We start from the raw sequence: 17,816 nt of genomic DNA, 5'->3' as shown, positions 1-17,816 counted from the left end.
TAATCAATATTCCACTCTGACTGAATTAACGGTTATAGTGATAGCTGTGATGTTAATAAAGGAGTTGCCATGACTTGGGAATACGCACTGATCGGATTAATTATTGGTTTTATCATCGGAGCACTGGCTGTCCGCTTTGGCAGCACAAAATTGCGTCAGCAAAATGCGGTACAAGCAGAACTGGAGAAGAATCGGGCAGAACTTGAAGAATATCGCAAAGAGCTGGTTAGCCATTTTGCTCGTAGTGCCGAATTGCTGGATAATATGGCTCGTGATTATCGCCAGTTGTATCAGCATATGGCTAAAAGCTCCAATGAGCTGATGCCAAACATGCCTGTACAGGATAATCCCTTTAATTACCGTCTTAACGAATCCAAGACCGATTCTAATCAAATCGTCACCGATACGCCTCCGCGAGACTATTCTGAAGGCGCATCTGGCCTGTTTCGTCCAATTCAAGACCAAAAACGATAAATCGCCTTGCCGTGGTAACAATCAGTACCACGGCAAGTTACTTTATCCTGTTATATTCGTTTGTTTTTTATTTTTTATTCAGGTAAATCCCTGTAAAGACATTCAACAAAACTACATTATTAGTGAACTTTGCTGAATACTTGGTAGTCATAACTGCAACGAAACAATTATGATTGAGACCTGTCTCAATTAGAGTAATTTCTCAGAAAGCAGAATTTTCTTGTGAGATGGGAATTTTAAGTACGATTTTCCTTTTCTGGCTTAGGTATGTAAGAGAACGTATTCAATGAAAAGTAAAAACACATTGCTCAGCGCACTTGCGATCAGTATTGGATTATCTTTGGCTTCAGTTCCAATGGTAAGTAATGCAGCTTTACCTGCTGCCATGGCCTCTCAAGAATTGCCGAGCCTGGCTCCAATGCTGGAAAAAGTTCTTCCTTCCGTCGTTACCATACATGTTGCTGGTACTGAAGTACAAACCCAACAGCTCCAGCTACCAGAAGACTTCCAGTTCTTCTTTGGGCCAGGTTTTCCGCCGATGGAAAAAAGAAGCCGGCCATTCCAGGGATTAGGTTCTGGTGTCATTATTAATGTCGATAAAGGGTACGTACTTACTAACAATCACGTCATCAACAATGCGGATAAAATTAAAGTCCAGCTAAATGACGGGCGTGAATATTCAGCCAAACTCATCGGGCGTGACCCACAAACTGACATTGCTCTTTTACAGTTAAAAGATGCCAAGAATCTGACCGCCATCAAATTTGCTAACTCAGATCAGCTACGTGTCGGTGACTATGCTGTTGCCATCGGCAACCCATTTGGGTTAGGGCAAACCGTTACCTCAGGGATCATTTCCGCCCTTGGCCGTAGTGGCCTGAATCTGGAAGGTCTGGAAAACTTTATTCAGACCGATGCCTCCATTAACCGGGGTAACTCTGGTGGTGCTCTGATTAACCTGAAAGGGGAGCTGATTGGTATTAATACTGCTATCGTCGCACCAAGCGGTGGCAATGTTGGTATTGGCTTTGCCATCCCAAGTAATATGGCTAAGAACTTAGCTGATCAACTGATTGCTCATGGTGAAGTAAAACGTGGCCTGCTCGGTATCAGAGGCACCGAAATGTCAGCAGATATCGCCAAGGCACTGAATATTGATGCGCAACAAGGTGCATTTGTCAGTGAAGTCACGCCTAAGTCTGCTGCGGCTAAAGCGGGTATCAAGCCAGGAGATGTATTGGTCTCCATTGATGGCAAAAAAATTAATAGCTTTGCTGAGTTAAGGGCGAAAATTGGCACTACCCTTCCAGGTAAAGAGGTCAAAGTTGGTTTACTGCGTAAAGGGAAGCCAATGGAAGTCACTGTCATACTGGAAAACAGTGAAAATCAGGCAACTAAAGCAGAAAAACTGAGTATTGCTCTGCAAGGTGCAACTCTCAGTACTAGCATCGTGAATAACACACCTGGCGTAAAAGTCGATGCAGTTGCCAAAAATTCACCAGCAGCAATGGTAGGTTTGCAGAAGAATGATTTGATTATCGGTGCTAATAATGTTCGAGTTAAAAACATCAATGAACTGCAAAAAATACTGGAAGAAAAACCCTCCGTTATTGCCCTGAATATTCTGCGTGGTAGCGATAACATTTACCTACTGCTGCATAGTTAATCGATATATACCTCTATGAATTTCAGATTGTAGTGTGACAACAAAACAGTGTGACAACAACAACCTGAAAGATAAAAGGTATAGAAAAGGCAGACACAGCATAAGCTGTGTCTGCTCGCTTCTGTGCTATGCTTTTTTAACTTATTGATTATTGAATAATGCCATGCTGATTAAATTACTGCGCTCCATATTGGTAGGATTACTTATTGCAGCGATTTTACTGGTTGCCATACCATCACTGCGTCCCAATAAGTTAAATAATTTCCTATATAGCAACGACACAGAAAAACCTTCCAGTTACAGTCAGGGGGTTCGCCGGGCAGCTCCTGCTGTCGTTAACATCTACAGCACCAGCATAGGTAGCTTTTCCCATGAACCACGGGAGCTTATCCCTCTGGGTTCTGGTGTCATCATGAGTGAGCAGGGCTACATACTCACCAACAGACACGTCATCAATAAAGTGGGATCTATTATTGTGGCGTTGCAAGATGGGCATTTTTATGAAGCGCTATTAGTCGGCTCTGATGGCCCGACCGATCTGGCTGTTCTCAAGATAAACGCTGAAAATCTCCCGGTGATCCCGATCAATCTCAAACATACTCCCCATGTGGGCGATATCGTGCTGGCAATTGGCAACCCTTACAACTTAGGGCAGACAATTACTCAGGGTATTATCAGTGCGACCGGGCGTGTCGGACTCAGCCCGACACGGCGACAAAATTTTCTGCAAACAGACGCGTCAATTAATCAGGGTAGTTCCGGCGGCGCGTTGGTTAATACATTAGGAGAACTGGTAGGCATTAATACGCTGTCATTTGATAAGTCTGAGTTTGGTTCTACACCTGAAGGATTAGGATTTGCTATACCCACAGAGCTTGCAACAAAAATCATGCAGAAATTAATCCGTGATGGACGTGTTATCAGAGGATATATTGGTATTTCAACAAAAGAACTACCTAATATTCGTTCTTCAGGGACCAATATCCATCAAATTCAGGGGGTCCGGGTTTTCCAGCTTTTACCGGGCAGCCCCGCCAAAAAGGCAGGCATTCAAGTGGGGGATATCATTATCAGCTTTAACCATAAGCCTGCAATTTCACCTCCCGAAGTAATGGATCAAGTTGCTGAAATCCGTCCCGGTAGCATCGTTCCTGTTACCGTTTTACGCGATGGTCAAACCCTTACTTTCAACGTTACGATTGAGGAATTTGATGAACACTGAGATCCATCATTAGATGGGAAACGTTCAGGTTTTCAGTTCAGTTCAATTCTTTCCCCCATTTTCTCTCGCATATTCTCTCCCACATATTGGGGAGAGAATATATTTATCCTACTTAATGCGTTCAATATTGGCACCCAGACCACGCAACTTATCTTCAATATGCTCGTAGCCCCGGTCAATATGGTAAATACGATCGACGGTGGTTGTTCCTTCCGCAATACAGCCAGCTAATACCAAACTGGCAGAAGCGCGTAAATCCGTTGCCATCACCTGAGCACCAGATAATTTTTCTACACCGTGGCAAAGTACAGTGTTACTTTCAATTTCTGCATGTGCGCCCATACGAATCAATTCAGGGATATGCATAAAACGATTTTCGAAAATAGTTTCGGTGATCATGCCCGCACCTTCAGCAACGATATTCAGTAAACTAAATTGTGCCTGCATATCAGTCGGGAAGCCCGGATGTGGTGCAGTGCGAAATGTGACTGCTTTTGGTCGTTTACCATGCATATCCAAACTAATCCAGTCATCACCTACCTGAATATCAGCTCCGGCTTCACGTAATTTAGCCAGAACAGCATCCAATGTATCTGGCTTAGCCTTGCGACAGATAACCTTTCCACGGGAAGCCGCCGCTGCAACAAGAAAAGTGCCTGTTTCGATGCGATCAGGTAATACACGATAGACACCACCACCTAAACGTTCGACACCTTCAATCACAATGCGATCGGTTCCTGCACCCGTAATTTTTGCACCCAATGTATTCAGGAAATTGGCCGTATCTTCAATTTCAGGTTCGCGTGCTGCATTTTCAATGATGGTTTTACCTTCCGCCAGTGTTGCTGCTGTCATGATAGTTACCGTTGCACCAACACTCACTTTATCCATAACGATGCTGGCACCTTTTAAACGACCATCTACAGACGCTTTAACATACCCTTCTTCCAGTACAATCTTTGCACCAAGCTGTTCTAGTCCGGAAATATGAAGATCAACAGGACGGGCCCCGATAGCGCAACCACCGGGTAAAGAAACCTGTCCCTGCCCAAAACGGGCTACCAGTGGCCCCAATGCCCAAATAGAAGCACGCATGGTCTTAACCAGCTCATAAGGAGCACAATATTTATTGACCTCTCTGGCATCAACAAATACCGAACCATTGCGTTCTACTTTCGTTCCCAAACGGTTCAGCAGTTTGATTGTGGTATCAATGTCTTTTAATTCAGGAACATTCTGTAATTCAACTGGCTCTTCCGCCAGCAACGCTGCGAACAGAATTGGTAATGCGGCATTTTTTGCCCCGGAAATAGTCACCTCTCCTGACAAGCAGGTAGGCCCTTTCACTCGAAATTTATCCATCTGTCATGATTCTCTTGTTTAATTCAAAGTGTGCTGTTCGCGGCGATGCAAACAACCTCAAAATCCCTGGAGCTTGCGGTCACGTTGCCATTGTGCTGGAGTGTAGGTTTTAATTGACAAAGCGTGAATGCGATTATCAGCGATGTATTCCATCAGGGGTGCATAAACTGTCTGTTGTTGTTTGACACGGCTTAACTCAGCAAAAATTTCACCCACTGCAATTACCTGAAAATGGCTACCATCACCACTAACGATAACTTCATCAAGCACTAACTTTTCCATCAGTACCTTTTTAATGTCATTAGTATCCATAGTTTGCTCACACTCGCTGTTAAAATAATAGTAGACGCCTATCGTAATGGAATCCAGGCGACTCTTAAACCAAGAAAAACGCCCTTATAAGGCAAGGACTCATAAGGGCGATAATTATACCCACCATCTTTCTGGTGAGTTATTCTCAGATTATAAATGGCCCGCAAAGATACTTTGCAGACCATAAAGCGCAATAAGCGTTTTCAGGCGCTCCCCTATACCAGAAAATGTCAGCTCTTTGCCTTGTTGCTGCCTGTCGCCTTTTACGCGTACAAATAAAGCCAGCCCCGTGGAATCCACATGTTCAAGTTGGGAAACATCAATATTATCTATTTGAGCCAATACGTTGTCTCTTTCCTGCCAAAAGGATAGCAGGCTATCGCGATCCAACGTACCTTTCAGAAACAGCGTGTTTCCTTCTTGTTCCCAACTTAACTGCACTATTCTATCAGGCTCTTTATCCTTTTCCCGGCTTTTCATATCACTTTTTCTTTTCCAGAGTGATTGGAACTTGTGCACTGATTTTCAGTTGCTCTGTTAAACCATTAATACCTTTCTGGCGCAAAATTTCCGACCACTCATTCTGTTTTGTCGTAATCATGCTCACACCTTCTGCTATCATGTCGTAAGCCTGCCAGTTACCGGTTTTACTGTTTTTTCGCCACTGAAAGTCGAGACGAACAGGTGGTTGACCATTAGGATCTGTGATGGTGACCCGGATCGCTACGATAGTCTTATCACCCAATGGTTGCTCAGGAGCAATCTGGTAATTTTGTCCATGATACATTGCCAGAGCCTGACCATAAGCTTGCTCCAGATAAGACTCAAATGCCTTGAAATAAGCGTCACGCTGCTCTGGTGTCGCTTGCTTGTAGTAAGGCCCTAATACCAATGCCCCTGCATATTTTGCCTGCACATAAGGCATTAATTCCTGATGCACAATCTGACGCAGTATTTCAGGATTTGCCTGAATCTGCGGCTGTTCATTCTTCAAACGAGAGAACGTTTTTTCCGCTGCATCTTTCATTAATGCATAAGGGTTGGTTTGATCAATAGCACTGGCGAATGGTGCAACCACCAGTAAGGCAGCCATAAGTAATCGCTTAAACATCATTAGCACTTCTCCTAAGCAGTGGATTATGGGTTAGTGTGCCTGTGCGGGTGCAGCAGAAGACTGATGATCTCCGCCACCACTCTTGTACAGGAACTGACCAATTAAGTCTTCAAGGACCATCGCAGGTTTGGTGTCCTCAATTCGATCTCCATCTTTCAGCATGGTGACGCCCAAATCAGGATCATCAAACCCGACATTCAACGCGACATATTGTTCACCCAACAGACCAGAGGTCCGAATAGAAAGAGAACTGGAACTTGGAATGTTGTCGTACTGCGTGAAAATATCCAGCTCGACCTGTGGAGTATAGCTTTTCTTATCCAGCCAGATTTTCCCTATCCGGCCAATAACAACGCCCCCGATTTTGACAGGAGAACGTTCTTTCAATCCACCAATATTGTCAAATGCAGCAGTAACACGATAAGTGGTCTGACTACCGAAAGACCGAATATCAGCGACTTTCAGACATAAAAAAATGATTGCTGCCAGTGCAATTACGACAAAACTTCCAACCCAAATTTCATTTTTCTTACTTTGCATCGAATTAGTTCCCAAACATCAGTGCCGTCAACACAAAATCCAAGCCCAATACTGCTAACGACGCATGAACTACTGTGCGCGTCGTTGCCCTGCTGATCCCTTCCGATGTTGGGATAGCGTCATAACCATTGAACAGCGCGATCCATGTAACCGTGATGGCAAAAACTACGCTCTTAAGAAAACAATTAAGTATATCTTTCTGCCATTCCACCGCTGACTGCATGGAAGACCAGAAAAAACCACTATCAATGCCTTTCCAATCCACACCGACCATCACACCGCCCAGAATGCCAACTGCAACAAAGATCATCGATAACAAAGGCATACTGATAAAACCAGCCCAGAAACGTGGGGCGATAATCCGACGTAATGGATCCACTGCCATCATTTCCAAACTGGAAATTTGTTCTGTCGCTTTCATCAAGCCAATTTCTGCGGTCAATGCAGAACCTGCGCGACCAGCAAATAAGAGTGCTGTCACTACCGGGCCTAATTCCCGCAACAGCGATAAAGCTACCATCATGCCAAGGCTACCTTCAGCACTGAAAGTTCTCAGCACCAAATAGCCCTGCAACGCTAAAACCATGCCAATAAATAAACCTGAAACAACAATAATCAGTAGTGACTGTACACCTACCCTATAAAGCTGCTGGCGCAATAATAACCATTGTCTGGCAGGTTCCGGTTTACCAATAATTGCGCTGAACAGCATGAACCCCGCACGGCCGAATGAAGCGGCAACTTCAATCGCTCGCCTGCCTAATGTTGCCAATGCCCGTGTTAACATCAACATTCCATTATCCTAATAACTATTTTGTTACTAACTAATTTTATTAGCTAATAACTCGGTTTTATAATCCCCCGCAGGGAAACGGAAAGGCACTGGCCCATCAGCAATGCCATCCAGGAACTGTCGTACCCGTTGATCCTGATTCATTTTCAATTGCTCCGGTGTACCTTCTGCAATGACCTTTTTTTCAGCCACAATGTAAGCATAATCAGCAATACTTAATACTTCAGGAACATCATGAGAAACCACAACACAGGTAACACCAAGAGCGTGATTAAGTTCATCGATCAACTTTACCAGAACACCCATTGTAATCGGATCTTGACCAACAAATGGCTCATCAAACATGATTAAATGAGGATCCAGTGCAATCGCTCTCGCCAAAGCAGCCCGTCTTGCCATACCCCCGGATAACTCCGATGGCATCAATTGGGCAGCACCACGCAATCCTACGGCTTCCAGTTTCATCATTACCGTAGTATAAATTAACTCTTCGGGCAGATCGGTATGCTCACGTAAGGGAAAAGCAACATTGTCAAAAACATTCAGATCCGTAAATAACGCACCTGACTGAAATAACATGCTCATTTTCTTACGGACAGCATAAAGGCGGGGGCGGGACAATGCTGGGATATTATCGCCATCAAACCAAATTTCACCACGCTCAGGACGGAGTTGCCCACCAATCAAACGCAGCAGCGTCGTTTTTCCAATACCAGAAGGACCCATGATAGCGGTTATTTTCCCTTTGGGGACGGTCAGATTAATATCAGCAAAAATTGGGCGTTGACCACGGGTGAAATACATTCCGCTGATCTCAATAAGATTTTCTGTTTGTTGACTCATTATTGATAGCCCTTAATTGTTAATAAACTAATTGCTTACTGTTTCCAAATAATCAGTGATGCATACTACAAAAAAATTGCCAAATTTGCGTTAGCAAAGTGATAGCAAATTTTACTTTTTATCGTTCGACCTTCAGAATATATAACTCTGACTAAATAAATATTTTTGTTTACAAATCAACCAATACTGGCATTGTGCTCAATTAAATCTTATCTAAGGAACACATCATGTTTCTGACTATTGTACTGCTCATTACTGGGTTGATTTTACTGGTGTACGGTTCTGATAGATTAGTATATGGTGCTGCGGTGTTTGCCCGCTCATTAAAAATACCCCCTTTTATTATTGGCCTGGTGGTCATGGGAATCGGCACCTCTTTGCCAGAATTGATGGTATCTGTCACCGCAAGTCTGAATGGGTTACCAAACATGGCTGTGGGTAATGCAATCGGTTCTAATATTACAAATTTACTGTTAATTACCGGTGCAGTCGCACTTATTCGTCCAATAACAGTACAATCAGAAATTTTGCGGCGAGAATTGCCTCTGATGTTGCTGATTATAGGGTTTGCAGGCTACTTGTTGTCCAATAATTACCTGAGTCGTTTGGATGGCATTGTTCTGTTGTTTACCGCTCTATTTTTCATATCAATAATGATAAAAATGACAGCAAACTCCCAATGTAATGATATCGATAACTACACACGGGAACGGGATTCAGAACTGCCCATTGAAGGCAACAAAGGGATCGCGCTGCTTTGGGTTGTTTTAGGATTAATTATCCTGCCGATATCTACCCGCATGGTCATTGATAATGCTACTGTCATTGCACATATTTATGGTATCAGTGATCTGGTTATTGGACTGACAATTTTGGCTGTGGGAACAAGCCTGCCTGAACTTGCGACTTCTATTGCTGCGGCCATTAAAGGTGAAAATGATATGGCAATAGGAAATATCATTGGTTCTAATGTTTTCAACATGACCTTTGTATTAGGTATTTCCAGCATATTTTCACCCAGTGTTATTTCACTCTATGCCTTTTCCCGGGATTTTTGGATCATGATGGCAGCAAGTGTACTATTCACGCTATTCTGTGTGAGGAGAAAACATCGATTGAACCGATTGAACGGCGCGCTATTACTCGGCTGTTTTATCGCTTATTTTGTCGTACTTTTTGTGATGTCTGGTGATTAATATCCGGTAATTAATGTACTGAATAATTACCGATTGAATGGGAAGAAGTGGGAGTAGAAATGCCTAAGATCGATTTTCAGCAAGCAGGTAAGAGAGTATTACATATCGAACTCGACGGATTGACGAGATTGGAACAGTATATCAATGATGATTTCAGCAAAGCCTGTGAGTTAATGTTTGACTGCGAGGGCAAAGTCATTGTCATGGGGATGGGTAAATCCGGCCATATAGGAAGAAAAATGGCGGCAACATTTGCCAGCACCGGCACTCCGTCGTTCTTTGTCCACCCTGGAGAAGCCAGTCATGGTGATCTCGGCATGGTGACCCCAAAAGACATTGTCATAGCCATTTCCAATTCTGGTGAATCCAATGAGATCCTCGCCTTAATTCCGATACTTAAGCGGCAAAAAGTCCCACTCATCTGTATGACAAATAACTGTAACAGTAGCATGGGTAAAGCCTCTGATGTCCATCTGTGCATCAAAACACCACAAGAAGCCTGCCCATTAGGATTGGCTCCCACAACCAGTACAACCGCAACGCTGGTCATGGGTGATGCTCTCGCCCTTGCACTACTGGAAGCCCGTGGTTTTACCGCAGAAGATTTCGCCCTTTCCCACCCCGGTGGTGCACTTGGACGCAAACTTTTGCTACTGGCCAGTGACCTAATGACCATCGGTGATGACATTCCCCGAGTACCTCACACTGCCTCTCTGCGTGAAGCATTGATAGAAATCACACGAAAAAAACTGGGTATGACTGTCATCTGTGGTGATGATATGCAGATCGATGGTATCTTTACTGACGGGGATCTACGCCGCGTTTTCGATATGGGTATCGATTTAAATAACGCCAAAATTTCTGATGTTATGACCACAGGGGGTATCCGCATCAAACCGAATGCGTTAGCTGTTGATGCCCTGAATCTGATGCAATCACGCCATATTACCTCCCTACTGGTTACAGAAGGCAACACCTTGCTTGGTGTATTACATATGCACGACCTATTACAAGCAGGAGTTGTATAAAAACCAGCCATGCAAATCTGGTAAGATAGTTAATCAACAGGCCTGCAACCAAGGGCCTGTCACAATTTAATACTGGTTATAACACAACGCTAGTGACAATAATGTAGTAGAGAATTCCTGAATGAAGCAAAACGATTATCTGGATACCTGTTATGGCCCAGTAAATAAAGAAATTATCGAGAAAGCCCAAAAGATCCGCCTATTGATCTGTGATGTTGATGGTGTCATGTCAGATGGCCTGATATACATGGGCAACGAGGGTGAAGAGCTGAAAGCCTTTAATGTTCGTGACGGTTATGGTATCCGTTGTTTAATTACCTCCGGTATCGAAGTTGCAATTATAACTGGCCGCCAAGCCAAGTTGTTGGAAAATCGCGCAAAAACTCTTGGTATTACCTATCTTTACCAAGGTCAGAACGATAAGACTTTGGCGTATCAGGAACTGTTGGATAAACTAGCGCTACAACCTGAACAGGTTGCCTATATCGGCGATGACCTGATTGATTGGCCTGTCATGGCTCAGGTCGGATTATCGGTTGCGGTGGCCGATGCTCACCCACTATTACTGCCGAAGGCAGATTATGTGACTCAGATTGCTGGTGGTCGTGGGGCAGTCAGAGAACTTTGTGATTTGGTGCTTTTCGCTCAGAATAAGCTTGAAGATGCCAAAGGGTTATCAATATAAAATATGAACTGAAAAAAGAATGAGCAGAACTCAATCCTGGCTGATCGCAATACTGACTTTGATTGTGCTTGCATTGATTGGCTGGAATTTATCCAATTCAAATCAAGACACTTCATCACCTATTTTAGATGATAGTTATCCTACTTACCAAACAGAGGAAGCCATCACATTTGTTTATGATCCAGGGGGTAAATTGGCTTATAAACTCGTGGCAGATGATGTTAAAAATTATACGGAAACAAAGCTGACTTGGTTTACCAAGCCAGTTTTGACGACTTTTGATGCTAACAGCTCATCCACATCCCCAAAACCAACATGGACTGTACGCGCCAATAAAGCAAAACTTACCCATGATGATATGCTCTACTTATATGGGGATGTCCAAGTGGACAGCTTGAATAACACATCGCAATTGCAAAAGATCACAACAGATAATGCAACAGTCAATCTCGTGACTCAGGATGTTGCTTCTGACGATAAAGTCACTTTAGAGGGAGTCGGACTGCAATCTGTTGGCATGAGAATGCGCGGCAATCTACGAGACAAAACTGCTGAATTGATTGAAAAGGTAAGCACTCGCTATGAGATTCCACATGAAGAACCTAATCCGTAATACCCTGATTACCAGTACACTGGTTGCAGTTAGCCTGCCGGCACTGGCATTGAAAGATGACACGCAAAAACCCATTACCATTGATTCAGCCAGACAATCTTTGGATGTAACGGGGAACGTTGCCACATTTACGGATAATGTTATCGTAAAGCAAGGTTCTATCGATATTCGGGCTGATAAGGTTGTTGTTACCCGCCCTGATGGTGATTCGAAAAAAACCGTTATCGAAGCCTATGGCAATCCTGCAACGTTTTACCAATTGCAGGATGATGGTAAGCCCATCAAAGGCCATGCTGCAAAGATGCGCTATGAAATGGGTAGCGAGCTAGTCACACTGACAGGCAATGCTTATCTTGAACAGCTCGACAGTAACATCAAAGGCGATAAAATCACCTACTTAGTGCCAACACAGCAAATGGAAGCCTTTAGCGATAAAGGTAAGCATGTCACCACTGTCCTGTTACCTTCTCAGTTGCAGGAAAAAGGCCCTAGTGTTAACAACACTGATGTTAATAAAAAGAGTAAATAACGACGTATGGCAATATTAAACGCGGACAATCTGGCAAAAGCTTATAAGGGACGTAAGGTCGTTGAGGATGTCAGCCTGAAAGTAAAATCAGGTGAAATTGTGGGCCTGCTTGGGCCAAACGGTGCAGGTAAAACCACAACTTTCTATATGGTTGTTGGTATTGTGCCACGTGATGCAGGCACTATCACTATAGACCATGAAGATATCAGCCTGCTACCTCTGCATGAACGTGCCCGCCAGGGCATCGGTTACTTACCACAGGAAGCCTCTATCTTCCGTCGGCTGAGTGTGTTCGATAATTTAATGGCAGTTCTTGAGATCCGTAAGGATATCAATCAGGAACAACGCAAAGCGCGTGCCGAAGAATTGATGGAAGAGTTTCATATTTCTCATTTGCGTAATAACCTTGGTCAATCACTGTCCGGGGGGGAACGCCGTCGTGTGGAAATCGCCCGCGCATTGGCCGCAAATCCTAAATTTATTCTGTTGGATGAACCTTTTGCAGGTGTTGACCCTATTTCTGTTCTTGATATTAAAAAGATCATTCAACACTTACGGGACTGTGGTCTGGGCGTTCTGATTACTGACCATAACGTCCGTGAAACACTGGATGTTTGTGAACGCGCTTACATTGTCAGTCAGGGGCATTTGATTGCCCACGGTACACCAGAAGATATCCTCAGCAATGAGCAAGTTAAGCGTGTTTATCTGGGTGAGGGCTTCCGGCTTTAAAACTCATTGTCAGGAAAAATTCAGGGGCATTCAGTTCAGGAGGAAGTGAGATCGTTATGAAGCAAAGTTTGCAACTCAAACTCAGTCAGCAATTGACGATGACGCCGCAACTTCAGCAAGCTATCCGTTTGTTGCAACTTTCTACGCTTGAACTTCAACAGGAGCTCCAACTGGCTTTGGAAGCCAATCCTATGCTTGAGCAAGAAGAACTACATCAAGAAATGGATATCCAAGGCTATTCTGATGCACAAACAGCCCCTGATGCAGAAACATATCCTGATAGCGAAACAAAAGTCATGGATGCTCTTGAAGCCCTTGAGCAACGGGATATGCCTGAAGAGCTTCCCCTTGATACCAGTTGGGATGAAATTTACACTGCGGGTCCATCCCTGGGAGCAAAAAGTGACTACAGCGCAGATGATTTTCCCATCTATCAAGGTGAAACGACCCAGACATTACAAGATTATTTAATGTGGCAGGCTGCATTGACTCCCTTTACTGAAACAGATTCAGCCATCGCCACATCGATCATTGATGCCATTGACGAAACAGGCTACCTGACAGTCCCTGTCGAGGAGATCCTTGTCAGCATTGGTGATGATGAACTGACATTAGAAGAAGTCGAAGCCGTACTCAAGCGAGTACAACACTTTGATCCCATTGGTGTTGCGGCACGTAATTTACGTGAATGTCTGCTAATCCAACTTACAATGCTACCAGCAGAAACACCTTACCTGAACGAAGCAAAACTGGTTACCAGTAAGTACCTTGAACTATTGGGCAACCGGGACTTTCGAAATTTGTTGCGACAAAGCAAATTAAAAGAAAGTGCATTAAAAGCAGCAATTGATATTATTCAGTCACTGGAGCCGAGGCCCGGATTAATGGTGAATACCGGAGAATCCGAATACGTTATTCCCGATGTATTAGTCCAGAAAGAGAATGAACGCTGGCAGGTCAGGCTGAATATCGATAACATCCCTCGTCTGCGCATTAATCAGCATTATGCTGCACTAGGGCAACAATCTCATAATGAGAGTGACAGCCTGTTTATCCGTAATAACCTGCAAGAAGCTAAGTGGCTGATAAAAAGTCTTGAAAGTCGCAATGAAACGTTATTGAAAGTCAGTCACTGCATTGTGGAGCGACAGCAAGATTTCTTTGAATATGGTGCGGAATACATGAAACCACTGGTACTGGCTGATATCGCCTATCAGGTTGACATGCATGAATCTACCATTTCCCGTGTGACAACCCAGAAATATCTGCATAGTCCACGCGGGATTTTTGAATTGAAATATTTTTTCTCCAGTCACGTTAACACTGATAGCGGAGGCGAAGCCTCTTCTACGGCGATACGTGCACTGGTGAAAAAATTGGTCGCGGCAGAAAACCCGGCCAAGCCACTGAGTGACAGTAAATTGACAAACTTACTTGCCGAGCAAGGCATTCAAGTAGCACGTCGAACTGTCGCAAAATATAGAGAGTCGTTATCCATCCCGCCTTCAAACCAACGTAAAAAGTTGGTTTGAACAACACAGAGAAGGAAAACACTATGCAACTCAATGTTACAGGCCACAATCTTGAAATCACTGATGCACTACGCAACGTTGTAAACACAAAATGCGGCAAATTGGATCAATATTTCGATAAGATTAACCTTATTCAGGTCATCCTCCGAGTGGAAAAGGTGCAAAAAATCGCTGAAGCCACGGTGCATGTCAATGGAGGAGAGTTGCATGCGAGTTCAGAGCATGAAGATATGTATGCAGCAATTGATGCGCTTGCAGACAAACTGGCTCGTCAATTGACCAAACATAAAAGTAAATTGAGACAACATTAACAGTTTTCAGACAACGGGACTGTCATAAGATTAGCACTGTTCTATCTATATCCAATAGACTTCCGGTTGCATCAAAGTAGGCAATAAATGAATGCAGCTAACGAAAGAAACAACCAGAAGGCTCAATGGCATAAGCATAAATAGTGCTCTGATACCAGATGCCTAAACTCAGGTATCTGGTATTACAGGCCCTAAGTGAATAAAGAAATGAACAACGAAACAGATTTACCACTAAGTTCAGTGCTTTCATCCGAATGTACGCGTAACAACGTACCTTGTTCGAGTAAAAAGCGCGCCTTAGAGATTATCAGCGAGCTGGCATCGAAACGGCTTAATTTACCAGAAAATGCCGTATTTGAAGCCATTCTTTCCCGCGAGAAAGTAGGTACAACAGGTATTGGCAGCGGGATTGCCATTCCTCACGGCAAGCTGGAGACAGAATGCTCAAATAATGCCGTTGGTGTATTTTTGCATCTAGAACAACCGATTACCTTTGATGCTATTGATAATCAACCTGTTGACTTGCTATTTGCTTTATTGGTTCCATCTAACCAGTGTCAGATCCATTTGCATTCACTTTCATTGATTGCAAAACGGCTGTCAGATAAAAATCTTTGTCGTCGTTTGCGTTCAGCGCAAAGTGATGAAGAACTCTACAAAATCATTACTGAATAAATAACGATTACAATTGCGGTTACAATTGATTGTTGAAAAGCAATAAAAAAACAGCAGCGGTTCTAACGAACCGCTGAGACATTAAGGGGAGTCATCTCATGGTGCTGATGATAGTCAGCGGTCGTTCTGGTTCTGGTAAATCCGTAGCCCTGCGTGCACTGGAAGATATGGGGTTCTATTGTGTAGATAACCTGCCGGTAGTGTTACTTCCGGAGCTGGCTAATACATTAGCCGAGCGTGACATTTCAGCAGCAGTCAGTATCGACGTGCGAAATATGCCGGAGTCACCCGAAATTTTCGAAGAAGCACTGACAAAATTACCCGACAGCTTTTCACCTCAGCTTCTGTTTCTTGATGCAGATCGTAACACATTGATCCGTCGTTACAGTGACACCCGGCGCTTGCATCCACTCTCAAGCAAAAATCTGTCACTGGAAAGCGCTATCGACAAAGAGAGCGATCTACTGGAACCACTGCGTTCGCGGGCAGATCTGATCATTGATACGTCTGAGATGTCAGTTCACGAACTGGCTGAAATGCTCAGAACGCGTTTATTGGGTAAACGTGAACGTGAACTGACCATGGTGTTTGAATCTTTTGGCTTCAAACACGGTATTCCGATTGATGCAGATTACGTTTTCGATGTGCGCTTCCTGCCAAACCCACACTGGGATCCAAAACTGCGCCCAATGACAGGGTTGGATCGCCCTGTTGCCGCATTTTTGGATCGTCATACAGAAGTGCATAACTTCATTTACCAAACCCGCAGTTATCTTGAACTCTGGCTGCCGATGCTGGAAACCAATAACCGCAGCTATCTGACAGTTGCCATAGGTTGTACCGGCGGTAAACATCGTTCAGTTTATGTGGCAGAGCAATTAGCTGATTACTTCCGTTCCCGTGGTAAAAACGTGCAATCACGTCACCGCACACTGGAAAAACGTAAGTAACCGAATGTAACGCAACCAAACAAAATAAAGCAGGCCATGACAGTCAAACAGAGACTTGAGATCAAAAACCGACTCGGTATGCATGCCCGGCCTGCTATGAAATTACATGACCTTGTGCAGCAGTTTCAATCTCAGGTCATTCTGCGCAACAACAGTAATATTCAGGCGGAAGCTCATAGTGTTATCGCTATGTTGATGCTGGATTCCGAACAGGGCAGTTACATTGAAGTTGAAGCAACCGGGCCGGATGAACAACAAGCTCTGGCAGCTATTGTCGAGCTATTTAATTCTGGCTTTGACGAAGAATAGGATAGACATAAGATAGAAAGCAACGCTCACATATTCTGTTAAACCAGTTATCTCTTTTTATGGACAGGAAGTAGCAAAATGAAACTCATTCGTGTATATCCTGATTCATTTGTATTCGAAGAGCCACATCGGAAAGTATCAAGGAAAAATCGGCTAACCATCTCATGTCATGGAAATAGAGAGCAATTAATCATAAACAGAATTTCGTATAATCCATTACAGATTTCCCTACTTATCCATAAATGGACAGACGTTACTAAACTACATAGTATTCGTGTTCTCTCTTGCCGTTCGGCGAACTCAGATCCCAACGAATACATTCAACATATGGTGGCAAAGTCACTCCTCCCCTATTCCACCTCATTTGCCTCACAATTATCTGTATATCTGCCAAATATTTTTGTCAGGGGATATTCATGGCGGCTCGCTACAACTTGTAATTTCCCAATCGTTTGGCATCGTTATTGTACCGAAGGGGCTCAGGCTACCGAAAATTTACTAACTCAACATTTTGTCATCATTAAGAATAACCCAAGATATCATTATCATTGTGTAGTATTTCTCAACGGTAAAGCTGTAAAACAAAACTATCAGATTCAAACGATAAATGGCAGTGACTTTGCGTGCTTATAGCAAAGATCCGTTACATTTATTTTTTGTTCTCCTCTCAATTCCTACTATTCATAAACACATATTCATGCATTTTTCCCAAATCTCTTCATCTCTCTTTCAAGAACGGTAACAAACACAGTATTTAAAACCAATAAAAAATGTAATCCAATATAGTGTCTGGCTAAATCTTATTTCATTAACAACACAAAACAGTTCGTGATCATGATCTCTTTATTTTCACGTCAGAACAGCCTAATATCACTTTAATCACATTTGAAAATAACACCCCCCTCCTTGCGTTGCGGGGTGTTATTTTGT

General features: G+C 43.5%; 21 protein-coding genes. 14 read left to right on the top strand and 7 right to left on the bottom strand.

The window, feature by feature from the left end:
- Window positions 1-69 precede the first annotated feature (69 nt).
- From zapG to degS, 3 genes are all read left to right on the top strand, one after another.
- Window positions 70-474, top strand: coding sequence for a Z-ring associated protein ZapG (zapG, locus tag ABLA85_RS06985; protein WP_367962560.1), 405 nt, complete (start codon window positions 70-72; stop codon window positions 472-474).
- 286 nt (window positions 475-760) lie between these two features.
- The gene (gene degQ / locus ABLA85_RS06980; RefSeq protein ID WP_367962558.1) at window positions 761-2,140 is read left to right on the top strand and encodes a serine endoprotease DegQ; all 1,380 of its coding nucleotides are present in this window, start codon (window positions 761-763) and stop codon (window positions 2,138-2,140) included.
- Window positions 2,141-2,303: 163 nt separating this feature from the next.
- The gene (gene degS / locus ABLA85_RS06975; RefSeq protein ID WP_367962556.1) at window positions 2,304-3,362 is read left to right on the top strand and encodes an outer membrane-stress sensor serine endopeptidase DegS; all 1,059 of its coding nucleotides are present in this window, start codon (window positions 2,304-2,306) and stop codon (window positions 3,360-3,362) included.
- A 108-nt stretch (window positions 3,363-3,470) separates the two neighbouring features.
- On the opposite strand, the gene murA is transcribed toward degS, so the two are convergent.
- From murA to mlaF, 7 genes are all read right to left on the bottom strand, one after another.
- Window positions 3,471-4,724 carry a UDP-N-acetylglucosamine 1-carboxyvinyltransferase gene (murA, locus tag ABLA85_RS06970; RefSeq protein ID WP_367962555.1) on the bottom strand — a complete coding sequence of 418 codons (1,254 nt, stop codon included), beginning with the start codon at window positions 4,722-4,724 and terminating at the stop codon, window positions 3,471-3,473.
- A 57-nt stretch (window positions 4,725-4,781) separates the two neighbouring features.
- A complete protein-coding gene (gene ibaG / locus ABLA85_RS06965) occupies window positions 4,782-5,036 on the bottom strand; it encodes a BolA family iron metabolism protein IbaG (RefSeq protein ID WP_367962552.1) in 255 nt (84 codons plus the stop codon).
- Window positions 5,037-5,186: 150 nt separating this feature from the next.
- Complete coding sequence (gene mlaB / locus ABLA85_RS06960) at window positions 5,187-5,516, bottom strand: lipid asymmetry maintenance protein MlaB (RefSeq protein ID WP_367962551.1); 330 nt, start codon at window positions 5,514-5,516, stop codon at window positions 5,187-5,189.
- 1 nt (window position 5,517) lies between these two features.
- Window positions 5,518-6,147, bottom strand: coding sequence for a phospholipid-binding protein MlaC (mlaC, locus tag ABLA85_RS06955; RefSeq protein ID WP_367962626.1), 630 nt, complete (start codon window positions 6,145-6,147; stop codon window positions 5,518-5,520).
- A gap of 33 nt (window positions 6,148-6,180) precedes the next feature.
- Window positions 6,181-6,690 (bottom strand): outer membrane lipid asymmetry maintenance protein MlaD, encoded by a 510-nt coding sequence (gene mlaD / locus ABLA85_RS06950; protein WP_367962548.1) that lies wholly within the window; start codon window positions 6,688-6,690, stop codon window positions 6,181-6,183.
- 4 nt (window positions 6,691-6,694) lie between these two features.
- On the bottom strand, window positions 6,695-7,477 hold the full coding sequence (gene mlaE, locus ABLA85_RS06945; protein ID WP_367962625.1) for a lipid asymmetry maintenance ABC transporter permease subunit MlaE: 783 nt from the start codon (window positions 7,475-7,477) through the stop codon (window positions 6,695-6,697).
- Window positions 7,478-7,510: 33 nt separating this feature from the next.
- Window positions 7,511-8,326, bottom strand: a complete 816-nt coding sequence (gene mlaF / locus ABLA85_RS06940) for a phospholipid ABC transporter ATP-binding protein MlaF (protein WP_367962547.1) — start codon at window positions 8,324-8,326, stop codon at window positions 7,511-7,513.
- Between the two features lie 227 nt (window positions 8,327-8,553).
- Between mlaF and ABLA85_RS06935 the strand changes: the two genes are divergently transcribed.
- From ABLA85_RS06935 to npr, 11 genes are all read left to right on the top strand, one after another.
- Entirely contained in the window at window positions 8,554-9,522 is a 969-nt protein-coding gene (locus ABLA85_RS06935; protein WP_367962545.1) for a calcium/sodium antiporter, read from the top strand.
- Between the two features lie 59 nt (window positions 9,523-9,581).
- Window positions 9,582-10,550: an arabinose-5-phosphate isomerase KdsD gene (gene kdsD, locus ABLA85_RS06930; protein ID WP_367962543.1), complete on the top strand. Its 969-nt coding sequence runs from the start codon at window positions 9,582-9,584 to the stop codon at window positions 10,548-10,550.
- A 121-nt stretch (window positions 10,551-10,671) separates the two neighbouring features.
- Entirely contained in the window at window positions 10,672-11,235 is a 564-nt protein-coding gene (gene kdsC / locus ABLA85_RS06925; RefSeq protein WP_367962540.1) for a 3-deoxy-manno-octulosonate-8-phosphatase KdsC, read from the top strand.
- Window positions 11,236-11,254: 19 nt separating this feature from the next.
- Window positions 11,255-11,848, top strand: a complete 594-nt coding sequence (lptC, locus tag ABLA85_RS06920) for an LPS export ABC transporter periplasmic protein LptC (protein ID WP_367962538.1) — start codon at window positions 11,255-11,257, stop codon at window positions 11,846-11,848.
- Window positions 11,829-12,377 (top strand): lipopolysaccharide ABC transporter substrate-binding protein LptA, encoded by a 549-nt coding sequence (lptA, locus tag ABLA85_RS06915; RefSeq protein ID WP_367962536.1) that lies wholly within the window; start codon window positions 11,829-11,831, stop codon window positions 12,375-12,377. The genes lptC and lptA overlap by 20 nt, the downstream gene beginning before the upstream one ends.
- Before the next feature lie 6 nt (window positions 12,378-12,383).
- Complete coding sequence (gene lptB / locus ABLA85_RS06910; protein ID WP_367962534.1) at window positions 12,384-13,109, top strand: LPS export ABC transporter ATP-binding protein; 726 nt, start codon at window positions 12,384-12,386, stop codon at window positions 13,107-13,109.
- Between the two features lie 56 nt (window positions 13,110-13,165).
- Window positions 13,166-14,641: an RNA polymerase factor sigma-54 gene (gene rpoN / locus ABLA85_RS06905; protein WP_367962532.1), complete on the top strand. Its 1,476-nt coding sequence runs from the start codon at window positions 13,166-13,168 to the stop codon at window positions 14,639-14,641.
- A 23-nt stretch (window positions 14,642-14,664) separates the two neighbouring features.
- On the top strand, window positions 14,665-14,952 hold the full coding sequence (hpf, locus tag ABLA85_RS06900; protein ID WP_047682002.1) for a ribosome hibernation promoting factor: 288 nt from the start codon (window positions 14,665-14,667) through the stop codon (window positions 14,950-14,952).
- Window positions 14,953-15,159: 207 nt separating this feature from the next.
- On the top strand, window positions 15,160-15,627 hold the full coding sequence (ptsN, locus tag ABLA85_RS06895) for a PTS IIA-like nitrogen regulatory protein PtsN (RefSeq protein WP_367962529.1): 468 nt from the start codon (window positions 15,160-15,162) through the stop codon (window positions 15,625-15,627).
- 98 nt (window positions 15,628-15,725) lie between these two features.
- Window positions 15,726-16,577, top strand: a complete 852-nt coding sequence (rapZ, locus tag ABLA85_RS06890) for an RNase adapter RapZ (protein WP_038259562.1) — start codon at window positions 15,726-15,728, stop codon at window positions 16,575-16,577.
- A 36-nt stretch (window positions 16,578-16,613) separates the two neighbouring features.
- Complete coding sequence (gene npr, locus ABLA85_RS06885; protein WP_367962527.1) at window positions 16,614-16,886, top strand: PTS phosphocarrier protein NPr; 273 nt, start codon at window positions 16,614-16,616, stop codon at window positions 16,884-16,886.
- The last annotated feature ends 930 nt before the right edge of the window (window positions 16,887-17,816 follow it).

It is taken from the genome of Xenorhabdus sp. SGI246 (genome assembly GCF_040838225.1).
GTDB classification, from domain to species: Bacteria; Pseudomonadota; Gammaproteobacteria; order Enterobacterales; family Enterobacteriaceae; genus Xenorhabdus; species Xenorhabdus indica.
Note: the sequence above shows the minus strand (reverse complement) of the source record. Positions and strands in the feature narration are given on the sequence as shown.

Coding starts and splice junctions, on each gene's coding strand:
- zapG (WP_367962560.1), top strand. CDS start 70: ATGACTTGGGAATACGCACTGATCGGATTAATTATTGGTTTTATCATC.
- degQ (WP_367962558.1), top strand. CDS start 761: ATGAAAAGTAAAAACACATTGCTCAGCGCACTTGCGATCAGTATTGGA.
- degS (WP_367962556.1), top strand. CDS start 2,304: ATGCTGATTAAATTACTGCGCTCCATATTGGTAGGATTACTTATTGCA.
- murA (WP_367962555.1), bottom strand. CDS start 4,724: ATGGATAAATTTCGAGTGAAAGGGCCTACCTGCTTGTCAGGAGAGGTG.
- ibaG (WP_367962552.1), bottom strand. CDS start 5,036: ATGGATACTAATGACATTAAAAAGGTACTGATGGAAAAGTTAGTGCTT.
- mlaB (WP_367962551.1), bottom strand. CDS start 5,516: ATGAAAAGCCGGGAAAAGGATAAAGAGCCTGATAGAATAGTGCAGTTA.
- mlaC (WP_367962626.1), bottom strand. CDS start 6,147: ATGTTTAAGCGATTACTTATGGCTGCCTTACTGGTGGTTGCACCATTC.
- mlaD (WP_367962548.1), bottom strand. CDS start 6,690: ATGCAAAGTAAGAAAAATGAAATTTGGGTTGGAAGTTTTGTCGTAATT.
- mlaE (WP_367962625.1), bottom strand. CDS start 7,477: ATGTTAACACGGGCATTGGCAACATTAGGCAGGCGAGCGATTGAAGTT.
- mlaF (WP_367962547.1), bottom strand. CDS start 8,326: ATGAGTCAACAAACAGAAAATCTTATTGAGATCAGCGGAATGTATTTC.
- ABLA85_RS06935 (WP_367962545.1), top strand. CDS start 8,554: ATGTTTCTGACTATTGTACTGCTCATTACTGGGTTGATTTTACTGGTG.
- kdsD (WP_367962543.1), top strand. CDS start 9,582: ATGCCTAAGATCGATTTTCAGCAAGCAGGTAAGAGAGTATTACATATC.
- kdsC (WP_367962540.1), top strand. CDS start 10,672: ATGAAGCAAAACGATTATCTGGATACCTGTTATGGCCCAGTAAATAAA.
- lptC (WP_367962538.1), top strand. CDS start 11,255: ATGAGCAGAACTCAATCCTGGCTGATCGCAATACTGACTTTGATTGTG.
- lptA (WP_367962536.1), top strand. CDS start 11,829: ATGAAGAACCTAATCCGTAATACCCTGATTACCAGTACACTGGTTGCA.
- lptB (WP_367962534.1), top strand. CDS start 12,384: ATGGCAATATTAAACGCGGACAATCTGGCAAAAGCTTATAAGGGACGT.
- rpoN (WP_367962532.1), top strand. CDS start 13,166: ATGAAGCAAAGTTTGCAACTCAAACTCAGTCAGCAATTGACGATGACG.
- hpf (WP_047682002.1), top strand. CDS start 14,665: ATGCAACTCAATGTTACAGGCCACAATCTTGAAATCACTGATGCACTA.
- ptsN (WP_367962529.1), top strand. CDS start 15,160: ATGAACAACGAAACAGATTTACCACTAAGTTCAGTGCTTTCATCCGAA.
- rapZ (WP_038259562.1), top strand. CDS start 15,726: ATGGTGCTGATGATAGTCAGCGGTCGTTCTGGTTCTGGTAAATCCGTA.
- npr (WP_367962527.1), top strand. CDS start 16,614: ATGACAGTCAAACAGAGACTTGAGATCAAAAACCGACTCGGTATGCAT.